Origin of the sequence: Lysinibacillus sp. NPDC056185, assembly GCF_047737915.1 — a bacterium.
In the GTDB taxonomy this organism is placed as follows: Bacteria; Bacillota; Bacilli; order Bacillales_A; family Planococcaceae; genus Lysinibacillus.
In genome coordinates this window covers 1-13,664 of sequence record NZ_JBLLLQ010000056.1, presented here as the reverse complement: position 1 = coordinate 13,664, position 13,664 = coordinate 1, and the positions used below count along the sequence as shown (strand labels likewise).

Here is a 13,664-nt window from a genome sequence, read left to right as displayed (position 1 = left end):
TTCCTTGCATTCAATTAATCCTTCATAACTAGAAAATAAATTAAAGTCATCTAAATCGTAGACTCTATTCACTGAGATTAACGGATTCATACCTCTTATATACAAGCCTATAACATCACCATTATCTTTCACGAAGAAAAGGACATGGTCTAATCTCTCATTATCATCCTCATCATGTAAATAAATAATATTTGCGATTTCTTTTTTATCGAAAAAATAATCAAACTTTTTGGTAAAAGATATTATATAGTTATTCATAGTCATCCTCACTCTCTAATCAAATCTAAATCGGATTTCAACTTACTTGATAAACGACCTCCTTTTTAATTTAAGAAAGTCAATATTTCGTTTGTATTTCTATTAACTAAAACAACTGCATCACCCTTAACAAAAGCGTCTACAGAGTCGACTGTATTCCACTGAAAAGGCTTCGAATTAGCGAGATTTTTTGAGTCATTTACGATTGATGAAACGAACTCTTTCATCCCTTCTTTATCCCCTTTTTTAACTGGAACGCCTAAATTCCTTGAAGTTTCATAAATATCTTGAGCATGTTTTTTTAATTTTTTATCGAAATTCGGACTAAAATTCGGACCAGAATTACCCGTACCCTTATGCCCTAGCAATAGGAATTTATAGAACATTTATAAAAAACACAAACCACAATACAAGCGTCTAGCTCACATTGTGGTTTATTGATTGTATTGTAAGTTCCGCTGATAGGATTGAAAATAAAATATCTGCATAAACTATTATGTGTCTAGCTTTCTTTGACGATATATACAATGAGTTTGCGTCTACTGCTAACTCTAATCTATAAGCATTTATCAACATCAATTATCTAAAAGGAAGATTATTTTTACTACAAACTATGCTTTAGCTCATAGATTAAATTTTGTACCATTTTTATATTTTCACTTTTTAATAATTGTGGGTTTAATACTGATACAAAGCTTAAAAACTTTTGTGCATTTATGAGTGTCTCTTTTACAAAGATATCTATGTCAATTAAACTTTCTTTCCAACTCGAATATCTAAATTCTTTATGAGGTTCATAGATAAATAAATCTAGAATTAAATCTCTTTCAATGTCTTCTACTAAGCTAACACATACTTTATTTTCTTGTCCAATAAATTCGAACCACCAATTTGCTCTATCCGGAATTCGATATGCGACATAATTATACTTTTTAATTTTTTGAGCTAATGTCAATAAATCAATGAACCACCTTATCAACCTTTCATCACCAAAGGGACAATCATCAAAAAACATTCCATATTTATTACCATTAAAATTTAGCTCTATTATTCCTTCTATATCTTGTTTAGTAAAATCAAACTCTTCTGCAGACATTTTCTTTATTTCATCAAAATTATCATATGCTTTAAAAGAAATTGTAAAAATACCAACCACTCCTAATCTATTAAATCATTCAGTTTATAAGAATGTGTACCATAAATAGAATCAACCTTTCCATTCCTCACCAAAAACAGTTACTGAATGTAAGCCGTCATTTATTTTTTGTTGTTTTAATTGTTCAACAGCTAACGCTGAAGCTTCAATAATTTTTTCATCAGACCATTCTTTATTAAAGAATGATTTCTTACTTAACATTTCATCAATCTGCTGATTAGTCATTTTCTTTTGAAGATAAGGAAGCTGCTTTTTTGTACTATTTACAGAGTGTCTGTTTAGAACATGATCTACCAAAATTCTGACTCAAGTTAGAATTTGGTGTTTCTATTTTACTATTACCCTTAGGAATATCACCTTTAGCTGATGCCGCATTTTTCGATGATTTAGCAGCTGCTTCGGTTGCATTCGTCGCGTTTTTGCCGTTGGAGAAGAGATTTAATGTAGCCTTTCCACCTTTTCCAGCTGTTTTAGCATATCCACCACCCAAGATACCTGCCGCTGATATCCCTCGATCCATCGCACTCAAAAAAGCACTTGTCGCCTGTTATAGACAATCAAGTGCTTTAAGTTTATAAATTTTCTAAGTTTATTAATATTTGCAAGTTTTATAAGTTATTTTAGTATTGACAGTATGACATCTTTCTTACTACATGGCAAGTGTAACGTTTAAACCCTTTAGCTTGTTTAATCTCGTGTGTTTGTTGCTTATGCCACCCATAAGTGGTCCTTGTAAATAAATTGTCATCTCGCCTATTCTCGCTCTTATTGCTTAATTGTTAAAATAGCACTTCTTGATGACCTAGCCTTCATGAAGTCTGGATTCTCAAACAATTATTGTTTATTGGGTCCATTCTTTAATCTTTATTTCATTATTGTTCCTTCTTCTTCTCGAGGGTGACAATATAGCCAATCAAGTTCTTATGCTTTGTCAATAAAAATTCTAGTACATACAATTTTCACATTTAATCCATCTATTGAGTATTTAATGGTACTACCATCATGAGCTCTCGATTCACAAACAAATCATTTTCTTATTGTCTCATTCAAATAACAGCTAGTTTAATATTAATTAAAGTAAAAAAACTTGAAAGGCATTTTGCCGATCAAGGTCTAAATGCTATCCTATACTTCTTTTTACGTACCCAATTTATTGCAGTATAAAATCTCCTTTATTACGAGACTTGTCTTTCTTGAGTGTCGAGCCCTACTTAAAAGAAAACGATGGCTTATTAGTCCATCGTTCTCTTTAAACTCTCTAGTTATTTTAATATTAATTGCTTCTCAGCATCCAAAAACTCCTCAACAAGTTCTTTAATTGTACGTTTTGAATCAGAAGGATAATAAAATGCATCCGATACTTTTCTAAAAAAGTCATACATATTTTGGGGCGTATTAAACATTGAAAAAATATTTTCAATTTCTTCAAAGATTTTTTCATCAGAAGAATTATTATATGCCTCTTTTATAATGCTATATAACCACTTATGATACTCTTTAGTCATGTCTTCCGAAGAACTGTCAGAGATTATTCTTTCAAGTATATCATCTACTTTATCTTCTACTTGTTCCCACGCCAATTCAAGGATGAACTCATTATTAACATTTGGATTATTCATTAGATATTCAACAGCGTAATTTGTTACTTCTAAGGAAGATATTAACTTAAACTGTCTACCAATAAACAATGTAGTCCAGTTACAATTAAATCCATTTTTCTCAACTATTTCAATTTTATACAATTTTCTATTTCCCCCACTGATTTATTTTTCCTGAAACTTTGCCACCAGGTATAAATGTTCTATGGGTTACTGTGTTAGTCGTAGGATCTACCACCCATTCAAACACGCCATCTATTGTTTCTTTCGTCTGTAACATTTCAGGGGCGTTATTCTTAACCTTTACATATTTCGTTTCATACTTAACCATTGAACCTTCTATCTGATACAACGAATCCATATGTCCTTTTTTATTTGGCAAATCAAATCTTTGAGCATCAACTGCATAATTATCAATTATATCATTAAAGTTATGATAAAAATCATCTTTTAATGCACTACCTACTCGTGGATTATCTAAAACTGGATGCTTAAGTTCACCCGTACCCTTAGGAATATCACTTTTAGCTGATGCCGCATTTTTCGATGATTTAGCAGCTGATTCGGTTACATTCGTCGCGTTTTTGCTGTTGGAGAAGAGATTTAATGTAGCCTTCCCACCTTTTCCAGCTGCTTTAGCATATCCACCACCCAAGATACCTGCCGCTGATATCCCTCGATCCATCGCACTCAATTTGTCCAGTGTAAATGGATCAAATCCAAAGGCCGTTTCAAAAACAGCTTTGGCATTACCAACGCCTGGAATGAAATCAGCTGCGGTTGATATTGCCTGGCTGATGCTTACCGATTTAACAGCTACTGCTGCTTTCTTTGTCGCACTTTTAGCCACATTAACAGTTGTTTTTGCTGCACTTTTAGCCACATTAGCAGTTGTTTTTGCTGCGCTTTTAGCCACATTAACAGTTGTTTTCGCTGCCTTTTTAACTGCCTTAACAGCTGCTTTTGCATACTTCTTGGCCTTTTTAACAGCTTTTTTCACAGCCCGTTTAAACTTTTTAACCAATTTGCTCTTGGATAAATTATTTTTTAGCTTCCTGGCTTTTGTCAAGACCTTGCCTAGCTTTTTCTTGAGCTTTTTCTTCGCTTTTTTTAAAGCTTTCTTTAGTTTCTTTTTGGCCTTTTTGATTTTCTTTTTAGCCGCTTTTTTAACTTTCCCTACAACGGGGATACTGCCTAAAGCACTACCTAGTGCTCCGAAGAATCCTTTACCCTTCTTCGCCATTAAGCATCACCCCCACCAATAGGGATCATGCCCATGACGTCTAGTGCGGATTCAAGATCAGTGCCTTCTCCCGATGTATTAGACACGGTTACAGGTGCTTTGTTCGAGCCTTCCATTGTCACAACCTGTCCCTGAATATCGGTGATTCCATCAAAAACAAGACTGCTGGAGCCACATGTCAAGCGCATGGATTCTGTTGCGCTCATGGAGATGCTTTTACCTGTAAATGTGATCGTATCATTGGCTGTTAGTGTAAGCGGATGCTTACTATGTACTACTACTCCGCTTCCCTGATCCAACTTTAGGAAAACGGCGCCTTCCTGTGCAGTAAATGTGACAGATTGTGGGTCTAGCTTGATGTCCTTGCCTTTTGGCGTACCCCAGTAGGACGTTTTCGGATCGGCTGTTTTTGGATTGGAGTCGCCGCCCTTTCGTACACTGTGTCGAACAACTGCTGCTTCCTCCCGATGGGGAAGGAAAGTTGAACGCTATCGCCTTCTTCTGGCGGGCTGTAAAAACCGATATGTCCTTTACAAAGGGTACACTTTACTTCCACAGAATCATGATTTTAATAATAAAAAAAGCCCGTTTAAGCACTGTTATGTATGGTTTATAGGCTTAAGATATTAAGAAATTATTAGTCTTATTAGAAAATAGTTTTTAACTTATTGTCTTTTAGCGATTAAACAACAATAATTTCATTTTAAATTAGATAAAACACTTTTAATTCGATCAGCTAACTTTTCTTGTTCCTCTTCAGTCAATTGCTCATCAGATACATCTTCGATACTGAACGATTGCAACACATGTTTAACATCTTCAATACCATCCACTCCAATTAATTCTTGGTTATACAAATTTTCAGCAAGTGTTGTATAGACAATGAATTTTTCACTTTTTGTATTTTCACAATCTCGATCAAACCGTTGCAACACAGTAGAAACTATTGAATCAGCATTTTCATTTTCTAACTTAAAATCGTTAATAAATCTTTGGACCTCTTCTACTATTTCGTCGTAATACCAACAAGCTGTTCGATAATAATCTATCGGCATTTTTTTCAACTCATTTATAACACGTTCTCTTCGTGAAAACAAATCGTTATATTGTTCTTTCAATAAATTATTCTCTTGTTTAATTTTATTAAAATCCAATTCAGTTAATATATTCTCAATATAAGTCTTGAAAGTATTCATAGCCTTTAAATGTGTAGTTAAAATTTCTGTAATTGTTACAAAAACCATTGCTTTATCTGTTTCACTTTCATTTGCTACCATATCATACTCATTAAAAGTTCTTGCAATCGCTTCTTTATTACTCATTTTTTCTTCTTTAAACTCATTATAAGTTTCGTTAATATACTCTTTAAATTCGTTATAACTAAATACCAACTTTATAAACCTCCATTTTAAGGTGAAATCCTTTTATCATTGTTATGAATTACTTCGATATTAATATTCGGATATTTTTCATCAAATTGTTTAATTATTTGATCACAACTATCACATACAACTTTTTCAGTAAATAGTTTGATCGTACCTTTTGCTTCATAATTAGTTCCTAATCTCTCTGCTAAATCATTTAAAATTTTATACTCTGTATCTCCGTCCCTTAAATAATTATTTCCTCCCTTATCATCTGCCTTTGTAGCTTTAAATGTTGGATTATTAGGTTTAAAAGAGAATTCTTCAGTTCCCGGTATTTTTTTTGCAGAATCTTGAATTCCACTATGAGCATAAAATTCCTTTTTATTAACTCCTGAAATATTTACTTCAGCATAAGCAAATTATCAATAATTTGTTGATCTTTTTTAGGATCAATTTGTTTGGTAGGAAATTTTGATTGCTCTGTACCCCCTGTGAGATTTTCATTGGATTTTTCGAGATTTTCATTAGATTCTTTTAAATTTCCTTTTGATTCTTCCCATTTCTCCTTGAAAGATCTTCCATCATTACTTAGCCATAATACAGTATCGTCCTTTAGTAACTTAAAATCTTTTTTTAATAACTCAATCTCTTTTTTCCATATTTCAAACTCTTTCTTCCATTTTTCAGACTCTACTTTCATTTCTTGCTTCAATACATCAACTGTCTTATTTACTTGTTCTTCTACTTTTTGCTTTGACTGCTGGTACACCTGTTTTGTCTTCTCGTACACTTGTTTTGACTTCTGTTGTACCCACCGTGCTCCCTTCTGGACAGTGTTTTTTAACCAGAGCGTTCCCGCCTTATAAATACGCTTCCCCCGTCGGATGATCCACCTTTTGAGCCTTCTTACTTTTTTTCGTGCCTTTGTATAAATCTTACCCAATTTTTTCCTAAACTTTTTTATAAATTTCCTTAGTTTTTTCCCTAATTTTTTGATTCCCTTCCACGCATTCTTACCTATTTTAATAACTGTCCTAACGACAGGGATACTACCAAGGAAATTGCCAACTGCTTTAAAAAAGCCTTTCATTAAGCACCACCCCCACCAACAGGGATCATGCCCATGACGTCTAATGCAGAACCAAGGTCAGCTCCGTCTCCCAATTTATTGGATACAGACACAGGTGCTTTGCTGGAACCTTCCATTCTCACAACCTGTCCTTGCATATCGGTGTTGCCATCCAAGACAAGACTACTAGTACCACAGGTTATTTGCATAGATTCTGTTGCACTCATCGAAATGCTTTTCCCTGCAAAGGTGATCGTATCATTGGCTTTTAGTATAAGCGGATGCTTACTATGTACTTCTTCTCCGCTTCCCTGATCAAGCTTTAGGAAAACGGCGCCTTCCTGTGCGGTAAACGTCACCGATTGTGGGTCTAGCTTGATGTCCTTGCCTTTTGATGTGCCCCAGTAGGATGTTTTAGGATCGGCAGTTTTTGGGTTCGAGTCGCCGCCCTTTCATACACTATGGCGGACAACAGCTGCTTCCTCACGGTGTGTCGGAAAGGCAAGATGAACGCTATCGCCTTCTTCTGGCGGGCTGTAAAAGCCGCTATGTCACGGCAGATAATGGTTCTGAATTCGCGGGGTTGTCAGAAATGTTTGGTGATAGTATAGATATCTATTTCACTCATCCTTATTCTTCATGGGAGCGTGGAACGAATGAGAACCACAACGGAATCATCCGTCGTTTCATTCCTAAAGGACATGCGATTGAGGATTATAGCCGGACGCAGATTCATATGGTTGAGGAAGCTATGAACAACCTACCAAGAAAATGTTTGACTACGAGACACCAAATGAACTGTTTGAAGAGGAACTCCAGAAACTTGTTGCTTAAAGATTGCGGGGACACCCCGCACCCCTTGAGCCTCCCTCGAAATAGAAAAGTCTCCTGTTCATCAGTCAGCAGCAAATCCTAATCTGTGCCGACCGACGAACAGAGACAAAGGAACCTCTGGGGTGTTTTTGAAAAAAAGTGTTCAACTTGTAATTGCAATTTAGGAATTTTCTTTTTTACAGACTTAGCCGATTTTTTACCGCTCTTAAGTCAGGGATACTGCCAACAGCCCCAAAGAAGCCTAAGCACCTTTTCCCACATAATAATAAAAGGTTGCTTATAGTTTGAGTCTAACCATAAGCAACCTATCAAATTTATAGTTTCCATCATTTTGTACAAGCCTGTAAGTACAAAAATTTGAATCAAAAAACATTCTTATTACTTTTTAGTAAAAAACCGGATAAACCTTCCGTTGTCCAATACTGCTTCCTTCAATTCTTTAAACCTCTCCATATCCCTAATACTATAATCTGAACCATTGACATAACGTAACCATCGCCTACCATTTTATTATTTGCATCATATCATTTGTATCGTAAGCTTTAATTTCGTTACTAGATTATTCCCTTAGAAACATTATAAATGAATCAATATTTTTATTTGGACCTTTCCCGATAATGTTTCGTGAAAAAAATTAATCATCTAACAAATCAATATAATATTTATCATTTTCCTTTATTTTTAATAAAAATTCAGTAAGAGAAACTGCAATTTGAGTATCATAATAGTAAATTGGATTTTCAGTATTACCACTCAATTCAATTGACATTAAAGCTGACTCACTACCTTCAAAAAATATTAATTTGTTTCCCTCAAATTCATCATATATTTCTATGTCTGGATAAAATTCGAAATCATTCGTTCTCAACCTAAAGTCTCTTATAGAATATGGATCCATAATACGATTAATATTAAACTCTGATCCTTCTATAAACCCATAACCAACTTCTAAATATAAATTAACCAACTCATGAGGCATTTGTAAATTCAAGATTTTTTCAACCTCTTTTATTTCACTTTCGGTCACTGGATAAAAACTATTCTCTTTGTTTTCTTTTATAAAATCATAGCTCATCTTTTTTTACCTCCTTTAAATAGTTCATTTGCTGGTGATCCTTTTCCATGAATACCAGATTGGTGCTCATTTGGGAATCTCGCTGGATGCATGTTCCACCACTCATGCTCTCCTCCGAAAGAATTTTCAATAATATGGTGAGCATCATATTTATCTCCTTCTTTCCGAATGACTTTACCAGTTCTTTCTGATAAAACATTATCCTTATAAACCGGCCATTTTTGTCCAGTGTTTTCTTCCCATTCTTTTATTACTTTATTTTTTACTTTATGACATTTTTTTATATTCTTTATTTCTTAACGCTTCTTTCAATTTTTCTGTTTGATTTTTAGGTAACTCTCTACCTGTACGTTGCTCTATATCTCTAACATATTTTTTTGTTAAGCCAGAATCAATTTTACCTGCAGTTCCACTCTTACTATTAACAGCATTACCCAGACCCTTATTCTGACCTGGAGTTTTATCCTTTGGCTTAGGAGTCGTATTACCTTTCTTCCCACCAGAAATAATACCACTTATTGCTCCGCCGGCCTGCTTACCTCCAACGGCAATTCCACCTATACGCTTAGCAATTTTAACAGTTGGACCACCGAAAACAGATGCACCGGATACTGCACGTTCCCATGGCTCCAATTTCCGTCCGGTAATTGGGTCTTTTCCAACGATGGTTTCGTACACAGCTTTGGCGTTTCCGAGAATAAGAACACAATCTACCGCCGCAGAAAGCACTTCTTTATATCCACCGTCTTTAAAAGCATTGTAGGCTTTAGCAACTTTGCCTCCTACTTTTACCGCTGCTTTTTTAACTGACTTAGCAGTTGTTTTTGCTGCGGTTTTAACCGCCTTTACAGTTGCTTTTCCTGCCTTTTTAACTGTCTTTACAACTTTTTTTACATACTTTTTGACTTTTTTAACAGCTTTTTTTACTGCCTTTTTAAACTTCTTGACCAGTTTACTCTTGGATAAATTATTTTTTAGCTTCCTGGCTTTTGTCAAGACCTTGCCTAGCTTTTTCTTGAGCTTTTTCTTCGCTTTTTTTAATGCTTTCTTTAGTTTCTTTTTGGCCTTTTTGATTTTCTTTTTAACGGACTTAGCCGCTTTTTTAACTTTCCCTACAACAGGAATACTGCCTAAAGCACTACCTAGTGCTCCGAAGAATCCTTTACCCTTCTTCGCCATTAAGCACCACCCCCACCAATAGGGATCATGCCCATGACGTCTAGTGCGGATTCAAGGTCATCGCCTTCTCCTGATCTATTAGATACGGTTACAGGTGCTTTGCTTGAGCCTTCCATTGTCACAATCTGCCCTTGCATATCCGTGTTGCCGTCAAGAACGAGACTGCTGGAGCCACATGTTAAGCGTATGGATTCACTTGCGCTCATGGAGATGCTTTTACAGGTGATGTAAGGACACCTTGTTGCATATGAGTGTTGCCTATGCCACATTGTAAAACAGCTCATATTTACCATAAAAATGGTTGTATGAGCTGTTTGAGTTGATGGAAAGCTTTTAACTTGTAATAGTAACTATATTAAAAACCCATATTGGTTTTATTATAAAAATATTGCGTTTGATTCCAGTGTTTTTCTTTTTCTTCTTCTATGAATTCAGTCTCTACTGAGCTTCGCAATTATTCTATCTTTTAGGGACTATAATCAATAGACTACCTTTAGAATTTAACAAAATAGACTTCAAACGTTTTTAATCGTTATATCCTTCGGGATCTTCTTCACTCATGATATACTCTATATCTTCATCCGTGAATTCTTTACCTTCCCTTACAGGTTGTCCATTAGGATCTAACATTCCCATTACTGCTTTATCTCGGTCTGATACAATTAAAGTATAATCTTCAACTGAAAATGGATTTGGTGGTAAATCTACGGTTACTCTCCACGCTGGCCGGATGTCATCATTATCTCTATTTATCATATCCACTCTAAATGTATAGGCTTCATCAAAATATAAATTTTCTATTACTTTATTAACTGTCCCATCCAATCCATGTTCTTTATGATACTCTATTGCAATTTCTATTGCTTCTTCGGGTGTCAATATTGTATTTACTGTTATTTCTCCTATTTCGCGATAATGTCTCGGAAAATCTTCTTCCTTCAATTTTATATATTCTTCAAATTCTTCATCAGTTAAACTTTTAAACTCTTCATCAGTCATTCTTTTGTATTTATCTAAAGACATATTTTATCATTCCCCTTTTTTACTTTGAGTTTCTTCTTAATCTATTAATATAATCAAACGAATGTTCTATCGAAGCCTCATCAAATAGATGCCTATTCTTCATAACTTGTTTATATACGTATTCTTCTTTTTCTAGGCGACTCTGCTTATTATAAGCATCTCTTCCAAGTTCTAACCATTGTTCAGCATGATAACCCTCATGGTATAGATTAATGAGAGAAGGATCTTTCTTTATATAAATTTTTCCATTCACATTATCAAAGCCTGCTTCTAAAGTATCATTAAGAACTTTTTGCTCTTTATCTACCACAACATCTATACCGGATTGTTTCCATTTCTGCTTAAATTGTCTGATTTGTTTCCTTGTAGCCAATGTTTCCTCTCTACTGTTCTTTTTAGGTGCTTTTCTATAATCAAAATTCTCACTAGCTACCTTAACGTCTTTGCTTGAACTTTTATTTGAAGCTGACGTCGGTTTTGCTGCCGGTTTTGCCGCCGGTTTTGCTGCCGGTTTCGCTGCCGGTTTCGCTGCCGGTTTTGCCGCCGGTTTTGCTGCCGGTTTTGCCGCCGGTTTTGCCGCCGGTTTTGCTGCCGGTTTTGCCGCCGGTTTTGCTGCCGGTTTTGCTGCCGGTTTCGCTGCCGGTTTCGCTGCCGGTTTTGCTGTCGGTTTTGCTGGGGCTGCTGCTGCCTTCTTACCTCCTGTTGTTGGTGCCTTTTTCGGTGCTGCTGCCGCTGTTTTCTTACTTCCAGAGTAGTATTTAACCGCAGCTTTTCCTCCTTTGCCAGCGGCTTTGGCAAATCCACCACCTAAGACACCTGCTGCTGCAATTCCTCGATCCAAGGCACTTAGTTTAGTCTTTGTAATTGGATCAAATCCAAAGGCAGCTTCAAAAGCAGCTTTGGCATTCCCGACGACTGGAATAAAATCGGCAGCCGTAGATATAGCTTGTCTGACATTAACGTTTTTTGCAGCTACTGCTACTTTCTTCGCAGTCTTTTTAACAACCTTAACTACTGTTTTTGCATACTTCTTGGCCTTTTTAACAGCTTTTTTCCCTGCAAGTACTACTTTTTTCGCAGCCCGTTTAAACCTCTTGACCAATTTGCTCTTGGATAAATTATTTTTTAGCTTCCTGGCTTTTGTCAAGACCTTGCCTAGCTTTTTCTTGAGCTTTTTCTTCGCTTTTTTTAAGGCTTTTTTTAAGGCTTTCTTTAGTTTCTTTTTGGCCTTTTTGATTTTCTTTTTAACGGACTTAGCCGCTTTTTTAACTTTCCCTACAACAGGGAGACTACCTAAAGCACTACCTATTGCTCCGAAGAATCCTTTCCCCTTCTTCGCCATTAAGCACCACCCCCACCAATAGGGATCATGCCCATGACGTCTAGTGCGGATTCAAGGTCAGCGCCTTCTCCCGATGTATTAGACACGGTTACAGGTGCTTTGCTCGAGCCTTCCATTGTCACAATCTGCCCTTGCATATCCGTGTTGCCGTCAAGAACGAGACTGCTGGAGCCACATGTTAAGCGCATGGATTCTGTTGCGCTCATGGAGATGCTTTTACCTGCAAAGGTGATCGTATCATTGGCTGTTAGTGTAAGCGGATGCTTACTATGTACTTCTACTCCGCTTCCCTGATCTAACTTTAGGAAAACCGCGCCTTCCTTTGCAGTAAATGTGACAGATTGTGGGTTTAGCTTGATGCCCTTGCCTTTTGGCGTACCCCAGTAGCGAACAACGGCAGATTCTTCCCGATGTGTCGGGAAGGCAAGGTGAACGCTATTAAAATTAAGGAAAGCCCATTTTAACCATTGATAGTTGGTTTATGAGTATCTTACACTATTAAAACACAGACTATCCAAATTTCCCCAAACTATGATATGGATTAGAGATATTCTCGCCTACTTCATCTATTGTCCCCTGTATCTCATCTAGGATTGTTTTATCTATATCCTTATACTGTTTCAGTGATTCTTTTATTATATTAAAGCAAATTTCTAGACCGAGATTTACTACAATAGAAAGAATGATATCTACTTCATCATATGAATCTGTATTCCATAATCTAGAGAGAGTTCTATCAATATCATTTCTTATATCACTTCTTAATAACTCGTATGACATAACTTGCCTGTCTGTTAGTTGACTAAGTATTAATAAAAAACTATCTTTTTCAATTTTATTATTTTTAAATTGATCTAATACATTTTGAAACATTGATATTAGTGTTTCAGTTGGTATTCTATCAAGTAGATTCTTAATTTCCTTTATATCCATATTTTATTTCCCTTCTATTGGAATATGAACCTCATTTAATGATTAATTCTTTGTCCATGTTCCGTCTGATTTTAGCTGTTTATTTCCGATTTTCTTCTATGCAGTCCATCTCGAACCTGATGCTGATCCCGGATATTTGCTTGCTGCTATAGGGTCCGGTGAATACCATCGAATAATAGCCTTTTGTCCATCAGCAAGAGAGAATTCATATTTTGCTCTATCAGTAATAGTATTGGTTGGTTAAAATGAATTTGGAATATTCGAAGGAATCATTGATTCCAAACTAGACATATTAACTTCTCCGTTTTTCAGTTGATTTTGAACTGTTACTACAACTCAGTCATGGAGAATTACTTTGGATTTATGAAATCTGAATTCCTTTACATGAAGGAATTTGAAAGTATAGAGCATTTTAAAATAGAATTAGAAAAATATATAAATTACTATAATACGAAACGGATTAAGGCAAAATTAAAACGAGTCCGGTGCAAAACGAGGTCACTGAAAAACTTACGTTTTTTATGACGGCTTAACTTTTTTAGATAAAAATAAGGTACATTTTGTTCGAATTGAACAGAATGTACCTT

Annotated in this window: 15 protein-coding genes and 3 pseudogenes; 2 read left to right on the top strand and 16 right to left on the bottom strand. The window is 35.5% G+C overall.

Features of this window, described 5'->3' with window-relative positions:
* The 11 genes and pseudogenes from ACMZ42_RS26270 to ACMZ42_RS26220 all read right to left on the bottom strand — a co-directional run.
* Nucleotides 1-258: pseudogene (locus ACMZ42_RS26270) on the bottom strand (hypothetical protein); the annotation flags it as partial.
* 65 nt (nt 259-323) lie between these two features.
* Nucleotides 324-644, bottom strand: a complete 321-nt coding sequence (locus ACMZ42_RS26265; RefSeq protein WP_415733320.1) for a hypothetical protein — start codon at nt 642-644, stop codon at nt 324-326.
* Nucleotides 645-862: 218 nt separating this feature from the next.
* Complete coding sequence (locus ACMZ42_RS26260; protein ID WP_415733319.1) at nt 863-1,414, bottom strand: hypothetical protein; 552 nt, start codon at nt 1,412-1,414, stop codon at nt 863-865.
* A gap of 51 nt (nt 1,415-1,465) precedes the next feature.
* The gene (locus tag ACMZ42_RS26255; RefSeq protein WP_415733318.1) at nt 1,466-1,615 is read right to left on the bottom strand and encodes a hypothetical protein; all 150 of its coding nucleotides are present in this window, start codon (nt 1,613-1,615) and stop codon (nt 1,466-1,468) included.
* A gap of 58 nt (nt 1,616-1,673) precedes the next feature.
* Nucleotides 1,674-1,943 (bottom strand): hypothetical protein, encoded by a 270-nt coding sequence (locus ACMZ42_RS26250; RefSeq protein WP_415733317.1) that lies wholly within the window; start codon nt 1,941-1,943, stop codon nt 1,674-1,676.
* Between the two features lie 733 nt (nt 1,944-2,676).
* Nucleotides 2,677-3,156, bottom strand: a complete 480-nt coding sequence (locus ACMZ42_RS26245) for a DUF2247 family protein (RefSeq protein ID WP_415733316.1) — start codon at nt 3,154-3,156, stop codon at nt 2,677-2,679.
* A 4-nt stretch (nt 3,157-3,160) separates the two neighbouring features.
* A complete protein-coding gene (locus ACMZ42_RS26240) occupies nt 3,161-4,255 on the bottom strand; it encodes a pre-toxin TG domain-containing protein (protein WP_415733315.1) in 1,095 nt (364 codons plus the stop codon).
* Nucleotides 4,256-4,953: 698 nt separating this feature from the next.
* Nucleotides 4,954-5,646: an Imm3 family immunity protein gene (locus tag ACMZ42_RS26235; RefSeq protein ID WP_415733314.1), complete on the bottom strand. Its 693-nt coding sequence runs from the start codon at nt 5,644-5,646 to the stop codon at nt 4,954-4,956.
* 17 nt (nt 5,647-5,663) lie between these two features.
* Complete coding sequence (locus ACMZ42_RS26230; protein ID WP_415733321.1) at nt 5,664-6,020, bottom strand: deaminase domain-containing protein; 357 nt, start codon at nt 6,018-6,020, stop codon at nt 5,664-5,666.
* A 2-nt stretch (nt 6,021-6,022) separates the two neighbouring features.
* Nucleotides 6,023-6,712, bottom strand: a complete 690-nt coding sequence (locus ACMZ42_RS26225; RefSeq protein ID WP_415733313.1) for a hypothetical protein — start codon at nt 6,710-6,712, stop codon at nt 6,023-6,025.
* Complete coding sequence (locus ACMZ42_RS26220) at nt 6,712-7,050, bottom strand: hypothetical protein (RefSeq protein WP_415733312.1); 339 nt, start codon at nt 7,048-7,050, stop codon at nt 6,712-6,714. Before ACMZ42_RS26220 ends, ACMZ42_RS26225 begins: the two co-directional genes overlap by 1 nt.
* Nucleotides 7,051-7,235: 185 nt before the next feature.
* Between ACMZ42_RS26220 and ACMZ42_RS26215 the strand changes: the two are divergent.
* Nucleotides 7,236-7,525 (top strand): annotated as a pseudogene (locus tag ACMZ42_RS26215) (IS30 family transposase); the annotation flags it as partial.
* 634 nt (nt 7,526-8,159) lie between these two features.
* On the opposite strand, the gene ACMZ42_RS26210 reads toward ACMZ42_RS26215, so the two are convergent.
* The 5 genes from ACMZ42_RS26210 to ACMZ42_RS26190 all read right to left on the bottom strand — a co-directional run bounded on the left by ACMZ42_RS26210 (nt 8,160) and on the right by ACMZ42_RS26190 (nt 13,077).
* Entirely contained in the window at nt 8,160-8,600 is a 441-nt protein-coding gene (locus ACMZ42_RS26210) for an SMI1/KNR4 family protein (RefSeq protein ID WP_415733311.1), read from the bottom strand.
* 267 nt (nt 8,601-8,867) lie between these two features.
* Complete coding sequence (locus tag ACMZ42_RS26205) at nt 8,868-9,779, bottom strand: pre-toxin TG domain-containing protein (RefSeq protein ID WP_415733310.1); 912 nt, start codon at nt 9,777-9,779, stop codon at nt 8,868-8,870.
* Nucleotides 9,780-10,304: 525 nt separating this feature from the next.
* Nucleotides 10,305-10,802: a hypothetical protein gene (locus ACMZ42_RS26200; RefSeq protein WP_415733309.1), complete on the bottom strand. Its 498-nt coding sequence runs from the start codon at nt 10,800-10,802 to the stop codon at nt 10,305-10,307.
* Nucleotides 10,803-10,821: 19 nt separating this feature from the next.
* Nucleotides 10,822-12,144: a zincin-like metallopeptidase toxin domain-containing protein gene (locus ACMZ42_RS26195; protein ID WP_415733308.1), complete on the bottom strand. Its 1,323-nt coding sequence runs from the start codon at nt 12,142-12,144 to the stop codon at nt 10,822-10,824.
* 510 nt (nt 12,145-12,654) lie between these two features.
* Nucleotides 12,655-13,077 carry a hypothetical protein gene (locus tag ACMZ42_RS26190; RefSeq protein ID WP_415733307.1) on the bottom strand — a complete coding sequence of 141 codons (423 nt, stop codon included), beginning with the start codon at nt 13,075-13,077 and terminating at the stop codon, nt 12,655-12,657.
* A 321-nt stretch (nt 13,078-13,398) separates the two neighbouring features.
* On the opposite strand from ACMZ42_RS26190, the pseudogene ACMZ42_RS26185 reads away from it, so the two are divergent.
* A pseudogene (locus ACMZ42_RS26185) lies at nt 13,399-13,602 on the top strand (IS3 family transposase); the annotation flags it as partial.
* Nucleotides 13,603-13,664 lie beyond the last annotated feature (62 nt).

Coding starts and splice junctions, on each gene's coding strand:
- ACMZ42_RS26265 (WP_415733320.1), bottom strand. CDS start 644: ATGTTCTATAAATTCCTATTGCTAGGGCATAAGGGTACGGGTAATTCT.
- ACMZ42_RS26255 (WP_415733318.1), bottom strand. CDS start 1,615: ATGTTAAGTAAGAAATCATTCTTTAATAAAGAATGGTCTGATGAAAAA.
- ACMZ42_RS26240 (WP_415733315.1), bottom strand. CDS start 4,255: ATGGCGAAGAAGGGTAAAGGATTCTTCGGAGCACTAGGTAGTGCTTTA.
- ACMZ42_RS26225 (WP_415733313.1), bottom strand. CDS start 6,712: ATGAAAGGCTTTTTTAAAGCAGTTGGCAATTTCCTTGGTAGTATCCCT.
- ACMZ42_RS26210 (WP_415733311.1), bottom strand. CDS start 8,600: ATGAGCTATGATTTTATAAAAGAAAACAAAGAGAATAGTTTTTATCCA.
- ACMZ42_RS26205 (WP_415733310.1), bottom strand. CDS start 9,779: ATGGCGAAGAAGGGTAAAGGATTCTTCGGAGCACTAGGTAGTGCTTTA.
- ACMZ42_RS26200 (WP_415733309.1), bottom strand. CDS start 10,802: ATGTCTTTAGATAAATACAAAAGAATGACTGATGAAGAGTTTAAAAGT.
- ACMZ42_RS26195 (WP_415733308.1), bottom strand. CDS start 12,144: ATGGCGAAGAAGGGGAAAGGATTCTTCGGAGCAATAGGTAGTGCTTTA.
- ACMZ42_RS26190 (WP_415733307.1), bottom strand. CDS start 13,077: ATGGATATAAAGGAAATTAAGAATCTACTTGATAGAATACCAACTGAA.